Raw genomic sequence first — 14,270 nt, 5'->3', positions numbered from 1 at the left:
GTCCTCCTTTGTGGATCATCGCAGACCCACCTTGGCACATAGATGCCGTCGGGGGGCGGTCACATCATCAAAGCCATCCAACGCCTGAAACGAAATATCGGGCAAGGCAATAAGAACGTGCAGGGTTGAGGGCATGTAATGCCCCCCTCGCTTCAAGCTGTTTTGTGATGGCCTGCTCTTTCTCTCTCTTTGAACGGATGCGCGGTTGCCTCCGCCATACTGAGCTGACCGAGACTGGTTCGAATTCGTTCGTCAGCATCAATCCAAGGACAAGACCAATAGAACACCAATGATTCGTCAAAATTGGGCAAGAATAAGCGTACATCGGTACGATTGCTTGATAATTGCAGCGAAATTGAGCCATCGATTATGGTATCGCGCACGCTAAACAGGAAATTCGCCAAGTTCCTGACTTACTTTGATTATTCTCAAGAAATTTCTTCTTGCAGCGGCATTTTGCCACCATAATAGATGTCGAAATCGAAAACTACGTCCGCACCTAAATCACTCATCTGAGCAAGAAAAACGGAAGGCGTCCATGGTGAGTACAAGCGCATTCAGTCTTGAACAGACTTGCCATCCGTCGCCGTTCTATGGCGAGCACGCTTCCTTTACACATGATAACAACCGACGTGCGGAACAGCAGATCGGTCAGCATCCGGGCAACCGCTATCAGAATAATCTCGCGTATCTGGCGAACCCGCAGCCGACTGCCACCACAGCCGAAAACATCGAATTCAATGGACTTCCGGTCGGCACGCCTCTCCTGCGCAATCAATATAGGATAGAGAAGCTGCTAGACGCAGGCGGCTTCGGTATCACCTATCTGGCGCGCGATAGCCTAGAACGGCAGGTGGTGATCAAGGAGTGTTTCCCGGAGATGCTCTGCGTCCGGAGCGAGAAATCCGTAAAGACACGATCCGTCTCTCAACGAGAAACCTTTCGCAGCGTCATTCAGAATTTTCTCAGAGAGGCCCGGAGGCTTGCCAAACTACAGCATTCAAACATCGTCGATGTGCACCAGGTATTCGAGGAGAATGGCACCGCCTATTTGGCGATGGATTACGTTCGGGGGGTGGACCTCTTAACGCTACATGAAGAATGCCCCGAAAAACTGAGCCGGGAGATCCTGCAAAAGGCCTTGTGCGAGACATTAGACGCCCTCAAATACATCCACGGGCTTGGCATTCTGCATCGCGACATTTCGCCAGATAACATCATGCTCGACGAGGCAGGACATTTGACACTCATCGACTTTGGTGCAGCGCGAGACAATTATATCCGCCACGACCGCGCTTTGACGGCGCTCGTCGCTGTCAAAGACGGCTATTCACCGCACGAATTCTACGCCGATGAGACGGACCAGCAGGCATCGAGCGATCTCTACTCGCTTGCGGCAACATTTTATCACTTGATTAGGGGTGAGGTGCCGTCAGACAGCCAAAGACGTGTGTCAGCCCTCGCGTCAGGTAAGCCTGATCCATATGAGCGTCTCACGGAACAGGATCTGGACTTCGACCATATCTATCTGGAGACGATCGATCGGTGCCTGAGCATATCGCAAAAGGATAGAATTCAGGCCGCTGAAGACTGGCTGGACATCCTTGAGGCCGGCACGATGCAGCCAAACGAAGCTCCAACAACGCCTGTGGAACTTACCGAGGCCGTCGTTGACTCGATCGTTGCACTCGTCGAAGCGACGAACAAGGACGTGAATGAAGCAAAGCTAAAGACAGGCGACAGAAAAACGCAGGGGAAAGAGCTGTACGTTCAACCGCAGCCCAAGTCGGCCAAGCAGCCAGTTGATCTGTTTGGGAACCCCATTCATGACGTCGATGCGTGGTTGCGGGAGCAGGAGAGCATGCTCGCATCTCGGCGCGCCAAAGCGACAGAACAACTGGACGACAATCGCGATCACGAGGCAGATCACGACCAGCGGACCGCAGCACGAGGTCCACTCGGCACTGTTTTTGCATGGCTTTTTCGGTCAGCGCAACTTGAGGCCTCCAGAGCACAGATTTGAAGGGAAAAAGAATGAGGTTCATTCGAGATATCATCGAAAGCCACCAGCAGGTGGCCGCCGCAAAACAAGCGCCACCGCTCGAAAGCGTGGATGTGAACACATCGTCTTCCGGCGCGGGACCCGAGTTCGATGTCCAGGATAGCTCACTTGAGCTTTCCCAAGAAACCGGTGCTTCAGCGGCACAAGATCTGCCATGCAGCATCCAAGAGGACCATGAGTCAGGCGTCGATTGGGATTTGACCGACAAACCCCAGAACACGGATTATTCCGATGAAACAGGAGCCCAAAGCGCACCCGAAGACAGGTCCGTGGAAGAGTTGGAGGTCACGAGCTTTGACCCGTTGACTCACCAGAATGCCTCGGAGATTTCAGATGAGATGGCACACCCCGACGTTTGGGGGAGTGACAAAACCACGAGCCGTCGCAGATTACACACGATCACCCCTCAACTGGAAGAGAGACTCGCAACTCAGATTGCTGGCACCGTCGTTGACACGGAAGACAGAGAACACGCGTCTCTGGATGTTGAGCCAGTGCCCGCAGGAAGTGAAAACTCGCATGTTCAGACCGAGACAGGGAATGCTCTGCACCGGCCGACACCGGAGCCGACACGTGACGCCGCGCCCTTCTTGGATGAACAGGATGACATGGCTCGGTCGCACAGAGAGGCGGCCGAAGAACCAGCACTGGTGGACGAGACCCACATAGATGAGCATCAGCCTCCGGCCATGGTCGAAGAGTTAGAAACGCATCGGGAAAGGACTGACAGCGTTTCTTTTCCGCAAGCCGGCAGGGAAAGAGGCCGGAGTTCCCGGGCGAAGACACGACTTCTTGGTTTCAACATTGGACCCATCGCAACGGACCCGATGTCACGGCTGTCTGAAGTTGACATGCCTCAAGAAGAGGTCCGTTTCCCCGTTGGTTGGTTGGTTATCGTCGATGGCCCCGGGCGCGGCCACAGCTTCCAGCTTTCGGCGGGTGTGGCCAAAATTGGGCGGGGAGAGGACCAAGACATTCGCATCGATTTTGGAGACAGCTCAATCTCCCGCGAGAACCATGCGGCAATTGCCTACGATATGGAACAAAACGCGTTCTTCATCGGCCATGGCGGCAAGTCGAATATTGTGCGTCGGAACAACCGCCCTGTCCTCAGTACCGAAGAGCTTGCGGCACAGGATATGATCCGCGTCGGGGAAACGACGCTTAGATTTGTCCCGCTCTGCGGAGGAGATTTTTCTTGGGACGCGTCGCAACACGTCCGCGAACCGCGCGCAGGCCTTGGGTAGCATGCGTCTCGATAGTGCAACTGTGGTGAGCCAAGGCCGTCGCAACCAACAAGAAGATACGATTGCATCTGATTTTCCAGAAGGATCTGATGTTGGGTTTGTTGTGCTCGGAGATGGCATGGGCGGTCACGCCTGCGGCGAAATCGCCAGCAAACTTGTGGTAGCAGGGGTGTTCAGTGCGATAAAGCGGCAGTCAGAAAACCCGGATCTTTTGGAACGCCGGATGGGGGACATCCTGGAAGATGCTGCGGTTGAGGCAAACGCACGCATTGGAAAATACACGCACACGAGACCTGAAACCCAAGGCATGGGGACGACGCTTCTGTCACCCGTCATCGTGCGCGACAAGCTCTATTGGATCTCAATTGGTGACTCGCCTCTCTACATATTCCGCCGGAACACGCTTTACCGATTGAACCAAACCCACACGCTACAAGGGCAGCTTGACTACCTCGTAAGAAACAATCTGCTCGACCCAGAAGAAGCGAAGAACTGTGACCCAAATTCACTCACATCGGCAATCGCTGGATACCAGATCGCTCAGATTGACTGTTGTGACAGCCCCGTGACCCTGTTGGACAGGGATATTCTGATCGTGGCAAGTGACGGTCTCCAGTTCCTGTCTGATGAAGAAATCTCCCAGACCGTGTCACGCGTTCAAAACGAACCAGCGTCTTCGATTGGAAACGCCCTAATGGGTCAGATCAACGCGTTGGATCATCCCGATCAGGACAATGTGGTGTGTTGTATCGTCAAGGTCGAACCCAACATCGACATGTCAGACCTCGAAGTCCCAATGTCGGTCGAGAGTGGGGTTGTTCCGACCCTTGGGCCGGGCACCGGGTTGGTTTGCAGAGAGTATGCAGCCAGACAAGCGCGCAATACCGGTATCGCATAGGGCGCGAAATTGACGGCGGTTCATAAAGAAGACCCGATTGCTGGGACGTTGAAATTGGCGCTTGATCAAGACCTGCTTCCTGCGCATCTCGTCGAGGGTGTGCGACAGCTTTTTGCGCGTCTGCAGCAACCTGTACGAACGATTATTACCGGTGCCGCGCAGAGCGGGAAGTCCACCCTGTGCAATCTGTTTCTTGGCGAAGAAATTATCCCGGCTACAGACAAAGTACCCACGATTGAAGTCGCCTTTGGTGAGGAGTGCGCCATACAGATTGAGGGACATGACGGGTCTTCGACGAGGCGACCTGGCCTGTTGCGCGACATTGATATTCCAGACATGACAGCTCGGATCCGCCAAGAGCTGCCTTTTCCGATCTTGGTCGAACAGAGCTTTGCCATCGTAACGCTCAATCCCGGAAGCGCCGCGTGTGAAAAGCTAAGCTCGATCTCAGATCAGGCCGATGTTGTGCTTTGGTGCGCCGACACATTTGGAGATGCGGAACGGCAGCTTTGGAAATCGGTTCCACAGCACTTGAAGGACCACAGCTTTCTCGTATGGACAGGTGCGGATGCCAAATCCCAATGCGAGGCTCTCGGCTCTCTTACCTCCGAATTGAAATCATTTGCCGCAGAAGAGTTCTACGCGGTCTATCCCGTTGCACTGCGTCAAGACCTCGCCGCGTTCACGAAAGATGCTCAGAACAGCGCATCTCTGCAGATCGGAAGCGATGGCCGTCAATTGATTGCGGCAGTCTCTGGCCTGGTTGCACGTGGTCGATCAGAAGATCGAGATCAGGCGATGGCATTGATCAGCATGTTTGGGCCCGATACGAGCATCGAAAATCTCCTGACGGCCAGTAAGGGCGGTCAGTTTCGGCAACATGACGCCATCCAGACCGCGCCCAAAAAGGCGACGGAGCAGCCTGTGGAAGAGAATGCGCGCCGTATTGGTTCTGAGTTCGCCCGGGCCATCGAAATCATTAATGCCGGCGGCACGAGACTCTCAGAGCACATGTACCAAGATGAGGCGAACACTGAAGAGGTTCTCTCAATTTGCACGGATGCGCTCACAAACCTGACGCGTCATTTCTGCACGCCCGAGGTGCAGAATGCGTGCGTGAGAGAGGTCGCAAACGACCTAAAACAAGGACAGGAAATGCTTCAACGGCTGAAACTTGAAAAAACCGAAGATGCTGCAACCGACGCAGTTGCGATGTTGTATCAGCTCAAGATGGAATTTCTTGAACGATCGAAACAGCTTCAATGATCACATGCGGCAAATTCCATCCATGTTGCAGCCCTATCAAAGACATAAAGCAGTCGTACCGTCAGAAGGATCACAGGCCGCGCTAAAGCCGTTGCGGAAAGCCGCAGCGTGCATAGGTACGCGTTCCAAAGTGCTAGGCAGGTTTAGATGAAGATCGATACCAGAATTACCCGCGCGATAGATCAGGGAAATGGCATGCGCGCAGAATGCCTGACGTCAGGACTAGAACACCTGGCCGAGTTTGCAGATCGTGTTGAAACCGTCGAACAGACTCTCGATGAGTTGGCAGGCGTCGTTGGAGATAGCAATGCAAAGTCCCTTCAAAGGCTGCGGAAACAGCTTGCAGAGTTTGAACCAAGCGTAACACTTCTGGGCCAGGTCAAGTCTGGAAAAACAGCTCTCGTCAGTGCCTTGGCGGGCTGGCCCGACCTTTTGCCTTCAGACGTTAACCCATGGACATCCGTTGTGACGTCTCTGCATGTGCGCCCTGGTACAGAGCACCCCGAAATTGCTGCTCGATTCAGGTTTGTCTCCGAAGAGGAATGGGACCGGCTCATCCTCAAAGGTGGCCGCATTGGAGAACTCGCAGGGCGCGCAGGCGCAGAAAGTGATCTGAAGAGAATTCAGTCTCAGATTGAACACATGCGTGAGAAATCACGCCGAAGGCTTGGGCGCCAATTTGAGCTGCTCATGGGTCAGACTCACGAATACGAGCATTTCGACAAGAATTTGCTTGAGCGTTACATCTGCCTTGGAGATGACTTCGAAGTTGATGCAGAGCATCACGATGAGACAGTACAGGGTCAATTCGCGGACATAACCCGATCCGCTGACCTATATCTGAATTCTCCAACCCTTCCATTCCGAATGTGTCTGCGCGATACACCGGGTGTGAACGATACGTTCATGATGCGCGAACAGGTCACGATCGGCGCCATCCGCGAGAGTAAGGTCTGTGTGGTGGTTTTGTCGGCCAGTCAGGCCCTCACGACGGTGGACATGGGACTTATCCGTCTGATCTCCAACATCGATACGCGTGAAATTATCATCTTTGTGAACAGGATCGATGAGCTTACTAATCCAGTCAGCCAAATTCCTGAAATAGAAGCCAGTGTCCGCGAAACGCTTCGAACACATCTTGAGGTAGATGACGTAGAGGTTCTGTTCGGCAGCGCCTACTGGGCCAACAAAGCCCTGGCCGGTGAGATTGATGCTCTTGGGGACAAGAGCGCGACTGCCCTATTGAACTGGGCGGAGTTTTCAATCGAGCCCGATTTTGATACGCGGACACCCCAGGAGATGGTCTGGGAGCTGTCCGGCCTGCCGGCACTCCTGCGATCAATTTCTTCGCGCGTCGTCGACAAAGTCGGAGAGAGGTTTCTCCAGAAAACGGCAATGTCAGCAATGAATGTGGCGACCGCACAACAGGCTGCAAATACAGTCCAAATTGATGCGAACGACCCGTCTTCAAGCTGCGATAGGCAAGATCTCAAACTGGAATTTGAGCGGGTCTTCCAGCTCAATCTCCGGGCGCTCGAGAATGAAATTGAGGCCATTCTTTCCGATTTCCGTGACCGCGCAGACCGGGCGCACGCGACATTCGTCACCACGGCATCGCAATCACTGGTTAAGCAGCTGGAAAGGTACGGCTCAGAAACTTTTTGGGAATGCAATGTTCTAAGGGAATGCAACCCGGAAAGCCTCCGCATACTCCTCAGATCAGCCTACAGGGTTATGGGCACCCGCATTCAATCAACTGCAAAAGCTCGCTATGAAACTGCGGTCTCCGAGATCGCGCATTTGCTGCATGCAGGGTTTGGGGATGTAGTTGAAGGCATACAGATCGGCGTGCCGAATCCAGCCGATATCCCCCCTCCGGCGATGCTAGGTCAAACGATTGCACTCGATTTCAATGATAGCTGGTGGGCGTCGTGGTGGCGCCGCATGCGGGGCCAAAGGGCCATGGCCAATCATTTTGAGAAACTGATCACCTCTGAAACACAAGACCTCATGGGTCAGCTCAAGTTCGAGCAGACCGAGGCAATCAAAACTGACGCCGCGAACATTCTGAGAGCTTTTCTGGACGAGCAACGTGACATCCTCATGGAGCTGATGACACGTCCCTCCAACACCTCAGGTGTCCAAGATCTATTTCTGACCGAGACCGAAGTTGCGAAACGCACGACAATTGAAAAATCGCTCTCGGTCTTCCAACCGATCGCTGCATGACGGAGAGAGTTGATGACCAGTCAAATTGCCTTAGAGCCCCAACAAGATCATAAGCCGCGGGTCGCGCTGTTGGGCGAATTCAGTAGCGGAAAAAGCACGTTATCGAACCTCCTCCTTGGAGAGGCGCCACTTCCGATGAAAGTGACCGCAACGCGTCTACCCCCTGTCTGGATATCCTATGGCGAACCCGCTGCCTATGCGGTGTCCCACGATGGTACAGAACGTGAAGTGACACTTGATGATATCAATGACCTCTGCCTGACCGATACGCGTTTCATCCGCCTCTACCGCACTGCGGATACGCTGCAGGTTTGTGATCTAATCGATATGCCCGGGATCTCTGATCCCAATATGTCGGTGGAGAACTGGCAGCCCCTGTTGGCCGAGATCGACTGTGTCATATGGTGCACGCATGCAACTCAAGCCTGGCGACAATCAGAAGCTGCGATGTGGGATGAAATCTCTGCATCGACCAATGGCAACAACATCCTTCTGGTGACGCAATTTGACAAGTTGAAGAACGAGTTCGAACGCGCGCGTGTCATGAAGCGCCTGAAGATCGAAACAAAAGGCAAATTTGAAGAGATCTTCTCCATTTCCCTTTTGCAAGCAATCGAAGCTGGAGATGATTTCTCAATCTGGGAAAAAAGCGGGGCAGCTGGATTCATCGACCACCTAATTTCCCTGATCCTAAACACATCCCATGATGCGCCGCAAACAGGACCGGAGAGCCAAGAGCCTGTCGGCGGGGCGTCTTCTTCCGTCATCGTCGAACATGTTGCAGAAGTCGTGCAAGATGATCCGTCAATCTCAGACATGCAGATCCCGGATGAGTTGGATCAAGCCGACGTTGGTTACGTACGACCGAGACGAGTGCGCATCAAGACAAAGATCAGACCGCGGACGCCCCGCCCGCCAAGCAGAGCGGTCGGGAACGGCTAAGACTTCCGAAGCATATGAGGCGATCCGCATGCGGGATTGTGCGCATCAATTGCAATGAACTGGGGGGTATGGATGCGGATCGATGAGGATTTGAAAGCAATCATGGGTAGCGCTGATGGCTGTTCGCTTGTTGCGCTCGGTGACCTTCAGACACGCCTTGTGCTTCGGTTCGTTTCGGAACGCAGCCTTACCCAGGAACGCTTGAACCACGTCTGTGCTCAGGCCAATCGCGCATTTCGATACGTGGATGCTCTGCGTCAAGATGTCTCCTCTGAAACCGGAGCTGACGACAACGCGATGATGGCCACGCCAAAGGGCTACGACGTTTTCATCCGGTCCGCCCAAAACCATACGGATGTCATTTTTTGCAGTTGCAATGACATGCGCACGGCCAAGCAGCTGGTAAAGCACGCGCGCGAATTCCTGTTGAAGATGGCGCCGGCTGCCTGATGGGACAGGTCGCACCGCAAGATTACGACAGCTCGATCGCCGACAGGCTACCGCTCACAAATGCGATTGATCGGCTCTGCAATGTGACATCGGCGAATGAACTGATAACTTGCGGACTGCAGCTTGACGAAGTCTCGGTCTGGCAAAGCCTGAAGGACAAAATCGACGAGATCATCCTACCGCGAGAATTGACATTAAGCGCCGATGCGATCGCTTCGGCGCGTCTCTTCGTTTCCCGTCGAAAGCTCAGAGCCATCCATTTGCTTGCACCGGTAGAAATACATCTTTGTTCTCCTCCGGCCTCGGCGGCGGAATTTGCGGCGTTGATCGAACAGATATGTTCGACAGGACGCACCTTCGCACTCCAGCCCACAGGCAGAGGGGAAAACTTCAGAGACTTCGGGACAGGCTGCACCGGTCAGCAACTCCTCGAAGCGCGGCAGTGCGAAACGCTCACCTCCGATAGTGAGGACCGTTTCAGCGTTATGTCATCTATCGCCGAGTCCTACCTTGTTTGCGACCTGGAAGGACACGAGCAGCTGTGTCTTGGGGAAGAGAGACTCGTGAACCCGATGCGCCGCGTCCATGCGTCAGAAGCGGAAAACCGCGCTTCCCAGTTCAAGCTCTCTGAATCAAAAAAAGATGCGCAGCCGACCTGTTTCATTCTGCCTTTCACTGAAGAGATCAGTATCCTATCGGCAAGGGCAGAGGCCCGACGCGCTATCTTCGCCGTTCGCACAGAACGGGTCGGCTCCGCCCTGGAAATCCTTCTGCGCGGATAGAGAATGACGCTCCGCGTCTCTCTAGAGCTGCAATCTGTGAAAGGACTATGGCGCTTCATCGACCTGCTCCACGAACGCGGCGGCAATGTCAGCCGTGAGGATTTTAGATACTGGTGACATCGGTTTGATGCGATGTTTGCTGCCGAGATTGAATTGTCCCTTCTGAATTGGTCCGCCGTCATCTTAAGGAAACCGATGGTCAAGAATGGCGAACATGCGACACAAGCCAGAGGAAAAAGCTCAGAAGCCTCGGCAGTTTGATGTGCTGGTCCGGCAAGGAATGATGCGTGTGGTTGCGATCCGAGAGGTTCGCATCACCGACACGGGAAGGAAGAGTACTCTGTTGACCGCGTCAAAACCTGATCAGCCACTGCCGCCCGGTAATGTGGATGAAACCTTTGGCAGTTTTGATCTTTTTTTCTGCAGTAACAGGAAAGTCGCTTCTGCACCGAAGTTCACAATTGCGCGGTACAATCCATTGCCAGAGTATGACCTTGACCCGGGGAGACGCGGCCTGGCTTCTTCTTCAGAGCTCGACCGCCTCTGTAATCCGGAACAGGTAGGAGTGGGATATGCGGCTGATCGGTGTTGATGTTGGCGGAACATTTACGGATATCGTCTTCCACGACACCGAAGGTGGGTTGACCTATATTCACAAGGTGCCGACCACTCTCGACAATCCTGCACGCGGAGTCCTGGATGGGATCGCGGCACTCTGCGACCGGTTCGGCATAGACAGGGCGAGCATCGACCATGTCTATCACGGCACGACCACTGCCACGAATGCGATCCTCGAGCATGATGGTGCCGAATGCGGGATGATCACCAACGAGGGCTACCGTGACATCATCCATATCGGGCGTCACCAAAGGCCGCAGCACTTCTCGATCCAGCAGGAAATTCCCTGGCAGGATCGGCCGCTGATCAAGCGGCGCTACCGAAAGACGGTACCGCACCGGATCGTGCCGCCGTCAGGCGAAGTCCTGGTACCTCTGGACGAAGACGCCGTCCGAGGCGCAGCGCGGGAACTGCGCGACGCAGGGGTCACTTCGATCGCGGTGTGCTTCCTGTTTGCCTTCCTGGATCCAACCCACGAGGAGCGTGCCAAGGCGCTGGTGCTGGAAGAGCATCCCGAGGCCTTCGTGACAACGTCTTCTTCCGTGTCTCCCCAGTTTCGGGAATTCGAGCGGTTCACGACCTCGGCCATCAATGCCTTTGTCGGGCCGAAGGTGCGTGACTATGTATCGTCGCTGGAAGGCGAACTGGCGACGGCGGGCCTCAAGGCCGATCTCCATATCATGGCGTCGAATGGCGGTGTCGCGACGGCGGCGATGGTGTCGGAGCGCCCGGTGGTCACATTTTTGTCTGGCCCCGCGGCAGGGGTTCTGGGTGGGGCCTGGACCGGTGGGCTGTCGGGGCGCACCTCTCTGATCACTTTCGATGTGGGCGGCACGTCCGCCGATATCGGAATCGTGTCCGAAGGTCGCTTTGCTGAGGCGACCCCGAGGGACACCTGGATAGCCGGGTTTCCGCTGATGGTGCCGATGATCGACATACACACGATCGGCGCTGGCGGTGGATCAATCGCGCATCGGGACAAGGGCGGTGCCTTCAAGGTCGGCCCTCGTTCGGCGGGCGCGCGCCCGGGCCCTGCTGCCTACGGCCATGGCTGTACGGAGCCCACCGTGACGGATGCCAACGTTGTGCTCGGTCGGCTTGACCCGGAGAATTTTCTGGGCGGAGAGATGGGGCTGGACGTGAAGGCGTCGCAAGCTGCAATGGACGGGCTCGCGGCGCAACTGGGCATGGACCGCCTGGCCGCAGCCGAAGGCGTCATCACGATCATCAATGCCAACATGGCCAATGCGATACGGTCGCGCACCGTGCAGAAGGGCTTGGATCCGCGCGACTTCGCACTGGTGGCCTTTGGCGGCGGCGGCCCCCTGCAGGCTGCGGATGTTGCCGCGATGCTGTCGATACCCGAGGTGATCGTGCCGTCGCATCCCGGGATCACCTCCGCCATGGGCTTGTTGACCACCGACCTGCAATACGATGCGATCCGTACGGCGTTCGTTTTCTCGAATGCCATGGACCATGCGCAGATCGAGGAACGGTTTGCCGACATGGAGACCACGCTCCTCGCCCAATACGCCGCCGATGGCGTGGATGGGGCTCGCGTGACCTTCAAGCGCACTGCCGACGTCCGCTATGTCGGGCAGGGCTACGAACTGCGTATCAAAGTGCCAAATGGCGCGTTCGACGCTGATGCCGAAGCCGCGGTCTGGGCGGAATTTGAAGCCCGGCACGAGGCCGAGTACGGACGGTCCTTTCCCGGTAGCCCCATAGAGATCGTCAACGTCCGCGTAACGGGCATCGGCGAAACCCAGAAGATCAGGCGACAGACATCCCCGACAAGCGGATCTTTGGAGGCCGCAATGGTGGCCACTCGCCCGTCGGTCTTCCGGGTCGGCGCGGATTTGAAAACACTGGACACTGCTTTTTACCGACGTGACGCCTTGCCATTGGATCAAGAGGTACAAGGCCCCGCCGTGATCCTGCAGCAAGACAGCACAACCATCGTGCGGCCGGGCGACCGCTTTGTCGCGGACAGCGCGGGCAACATCATCATCAAAATCGGGGGACTGTCATGACCCAAATTCACCCGGTCACCGCCAGCGTTATCCAGGGCGCCTTGCAGAACATCGCGATTGAGATGGGCTACAAGCTGATGCGGATGTCTTATTCGTCCATCATCCGCGAATCCGAGGATTTTGGGACGGCTCTGACGGACAATGTGGGAAACCAGCTTGCAGAATCCGTCCAGTCGACCCCGCTGCAGTCAGGTCCCATCCCAGGCTATGTAAAGAACGTGATCAAAGTCTTTGCCGCCCGGGGCGACAGGTTTCGTCCCGGCGACGTGATCATGCACAACGATCCTTACGGCGGGGCGTCTCATGGCCCGGACATTGCGCTGATCATGCCGGTTTTTCACGGCGATGAACTGGTCGGCTTTGCCGGAACCACGGCGCACCATCTGGATGTCGGCGCGCTGTCGCCCGGGTCTTGCGGGATCGTCGACGCCATGGACGTCTATGCTGAGGGTCTGCAATTCAAGGCCATCAAGGTGGTCGATGGGGGTGTGCGCAACGAAGCCGTCTGGCAGATCCTGCGGGACAATGTCCGGGCGCCTGCGCTGGTGGTGGGTGATCTGGATGCACAGGTCGCGGCCTGCGAGATCGGTGCCGAGCGGTTCCGCGATCTCATCGCCCGCTACGATGTCGCCACGATCCGTGCCGCGTCAGAGGCCCTGATGGACTACTCGGAACGGATGATGCGCCAGGCGATCAGTGATGTGCCGGACGGGGTCTACTCGGCGACCACGCATATCGATGGTTTCCTTGGCGACCCGGAACGGAGCGAACTGCCGATCGTGGTGACAATCACGATCGACGGTGACCGCATGGTGGTGGATTTGACCGGCACGGCCCCCCAAGTCGACGACCGGCCCATCAACATGCCTTTTGTCGGAACGGTCGACATCTCGATCTGGTTGACCGTGCGCTCGGTTCTGCTGGATTCGGACATATATGGCGAGATCCCCCAGAACTCGGGCCTCACTCGCCCGATCGAAATCATCGCTCCGCGCGGATGCCTTGCCAACCCGATCTTCCCGGCCCCCGTGATTGCCAGGTTCACCCCCGGCAACCAGCTGGCCGATACGGTAATGAAGGCACTGGCCGAGGCCGTTCCGGAACAGGTCTCTGCCGGGATCGGAAATCTGAAGGTTATCGCCTTTTCCGGCCTGCGCGAGGAAACCCATTGGGTGCACATGGAGATATTCGAAGGTTCCTATGGCGGGCGCTTTGCCAAGGACGGGATGGACGCGGTTGATACGCTTTACGCCAATACACGCAACAACCCGATCGAGGATATCGAGAGCCACTTGCCGATGCGCGTCACGCAGTATGAACTGCGTGAGGACACCTGCGGTGCTGGTCGCACCCGGGGCGGTGTGGGCGCCATAAGAGCATTTCAGTTTCTTGAGCCGGGTGGATTTTCGGTCGAAGGTGAGGGCCACAGATTTCCTCCGTGGGGCTTTCAGGGCGGCGCCGACGGCAAACCTGCCGAATTACACCTTATCCGCGCTGATGGCAGGGACGAGTCGCTGGTGTCCAAGGTTCCTTATCGTCCGGCTGCTGCGGGCGACACATTTCTGGCCATTGGCCCCTCTGCAGGAGGGTATGGTCCGGCTTTCGAACGCGACCCGGCCGCGGTTCTAGAAGACGTGTTGGACGGCATCGTGTCAAAAGAAAGTGCCGAGAGCCAATATGGTGTTGTGATAAGCGGCGGGCAGGTGGACGCCGCCGCGACCGCCGCAAAACGAGGGGTTTGAC

At 56.0% G+C, this 14,270-nt stretch carries 12 protein-coding genes; 11 read left to right on the top strand and 1 reads right to left on the bottom strand.

Going from position 1 to position 14,270, the window contains the following annotated elements; all coding sequences use genetic code 11:
- Positions 1–152: 152 nt before the first annotated feature.
- A complete protein-coding gene (locus tag AB2B41_RS20870) occupies positions 153–404 on the bottom strand; it encodes a hypothetical protein (RefSeq protein ID WP_367879765.1) in 252 nt (83 codons plus the stop codon).
- A 134-nt stretch (positions 405–538) separates the two neighbouring features.
- On the opposite strand from AB2B41_RS20870, the gene AB2B41_RS20865 reads away from it, so the two are divergent.
- The 11 genes from AB2B41_RS20865 (at position 539) to AB2B41_RS20815 (ending at position 14,269) form a co-directional block, all read left to right on the top strand.
- Positions 539–2,023, top strand: coding sequence for a serine/threonine protein kinase (locus AB2B41_RS20865; RefSeq protein WP_367879764.1), 1,485 nt, complete (start codon positions 539–541; stop codon positions 2,021–2,023).
- A gap of 11 nt (positions 2,024–2,034) precedes the next feature.
- Positions 2,035–3,309, top strand: coding sequence for an FHA domain-containing protein (locus AB2B41_RS20860; protein WP_367879763.1), 1,275 nt, complete (start codon positions 2,035–2,037; stop codon positions 3,307–3,309).
- A 1-nt stretch (position 3,310) separates the two neighbouring features.
- Entirely contained in the window at positions 3,311–4,207 is an 897-nt protein-coding gene (locus AB2B41_RS20855) for a PP2C family protein-serine/threonine phosphatase (protein WP_367879762.1), read from the top strand.
- Positions 4,208–4,216: 9 nt separating this feature from the next.
- A complete protein-coding gene (locus AB2B41_RS20850; RefSeq protein WP_367879761.1) occupies positions 4,217–5,473 on the top strand; it encodes a P-loop NTPase family protein in 1,257 nt (418 codons plus the stop codon).
- Positions 5,474–5,620: 147 nt separating this feature from the next.
- Positions 5,621–7,702 (top strand): dynamin family protein, encoded by a 2,082-nt coding sequence (locus AB2B41_RS20845; protein ID WP_367879760.1) that lies wholly within the window; start codon positions 5,621–5,623, stop codon positions 7,700–7,702.
- Between the two features lie 12 nt (positions 7,703–7,714).
- Positions 7,715–8,644, top strand: a complete 930-nt coding sequence (locus AB2B41_RS20840) for a dynamin family protein (protein WP_367879759.1) — start codon at positions 7,715–7,717, stop codon at positions 8,642–8,644.
- A 72-nt stretch (positions 8,645–8,716) separates the two neighbouring features.
- Entirely contained in the window at positions 8,717–9,094 is a 378-nt protein-coding gene (locus AB2B41_RS20835; protein WP_367879758.1) for a hypothetical protein, read from the top strand.
- Positions 9,094–9,876: a hypothetical protein gene (locus AB2B41_RS20830; protein ID WP_367879757.1), complete on the top strand. Its 783-nt coding sequence runs from the start codon at positions 9,094–9,096 to the stop codon at positions 9,874–9,876. The genes AB2B41_RS20835 and AB2B41_RS20830 overlap by 1 nt, the downstream gene beginning before the upstream one ends.
- Before the next feature lie 205 nt (positions 9,877–10,081).
- Positions 10,082–10,468, top strand: coding sequence for a hypothetical protein (locus AB2B41_RS20825; protein ID WP_367879756.1), 387 nt, complete (start codon positions 10,082–10,084; stop codon positions 10,466–10,468).
- Positions 10,449–12,527, top strand: a complete 2,079-nt coding sequence (locus tag AB2B41_RS20820) for a hydantoinase/oxoprolinase family protein (protein ID WP_367879755.1) — start codon at positions 10,449–10,451, stop codon at positions 12,525–12,527. The genes AB2B41_RS20825 and AB2B41_RS20820 overlap by 20 nt, the downstream gene beginning before the upstream one ends.
- Positions 12,524–14,269 carry a hydantoinase B/oxoprolinase family protein gene (locus tag AB2B41_RS20815; protein ID WP_367879754.1) on the top strand — a complete coding sequence of 582 codons (1,746 nt, stop codon included), beginning with the start codon at positions 12,524–12,526 and terminating at the stop codon, positions 14,267–14,269. Before AB2B41_RS20820 ends, AB2B41_RS20815 begins: the two co-directional genes overlap by 4 nt.
- Position 14,270 lies beyond the last annotated feature (1 nt).

Source organism: Sulfitobacter sediminis, assembly GCF_040811725.1.
Classification (GTDB): domain Bacteria; phylum Pseudomonadota; class Alphaproteobacteria; order Rhodobacterales; family Rhodobacteraceae; genus Sulfitobacter; species Sulfitobacter sediminis.
The sequence above is the reverse complement of the archived record's forward strand: the minus strand, read 5'-3'. Positions and strand labels throughout refer to the sequence as shown.

Excerpts from the sequence above, each read along its gene's own strand:
- AB2B41_RS20860 (WP_367879763.1), top strand. The coding sequence starts at position 2,035 with ATGAGGTTCATTCGAGATATCATCGAAAGCCACCAGCAGGTGGCCGCC.
- AB2B41_RS20815 (WP_367879754.1), top strand. The coding sequence starts at position 12,524 with ATGACCCAAATTCACCCGGTCACCGCCAGCGTTATCCAGGGCGCCTTG.
- AB2B41_RS20835 (WP_367879758.1), top strand. The coding sequence starts at position 8,717 with ATGCGGATCGATGAGGATTTGAAAGCAATCATGGGTAGCGCTGATGGC.
- AB2B41_RS20825 (WP_367879756.1), top strand. The coding sequence starts at position 10,082 with ATGGCGAACATGCGACACAAGCCAGAGGAAAAAGCTCAGAAGCCTCGG.
- AB2B41_RS20840 (WP_367879759.1), top strand. The coding sequence starts at position 7,715 with ATGACCAGTCAAATTGCCTTAGAGCCCCAACAAGATCATAAGCCGCGG.
- AB2B41_RS20865 (WP_367879764.1), top strand. The coding sequence starts at position 539 with ATGGTGAGTACAAGCGCATTCAGTCTTGAACAGACTTGCCATCCGTCG.
- AB2B41_RS20830 (WP_367879757.1), top strand. The coding sequence starts at position 9,094 with ATGGGACAGGTCGCACCGCAAGATTACGACAGCTCGATCGCCGACAGG.
- AB2B41_RS20820 (WP_367879755.1), top strand. The coding sequence starts at position 10,449 with ATGCGGCTGATCGGTGTTGATGTTGGCGGAACATTTACGGATATCGTC.
- AB2B41_RS20845 (WP_367879760.1), top strand. The coding sequence starts at position 5,621 with ATGAAGATCGATACCAGAATTACCCGCGCGATAGATCAGGGAAATGGC.
- AB2B41_RS20855 (WP_367879762.1), top strand. The coding sequence starts at position 3,311 with ATGCGTCTCGATAGTGCAACTGTGGTGAGCCAAGGCCGTCGCAACCAA.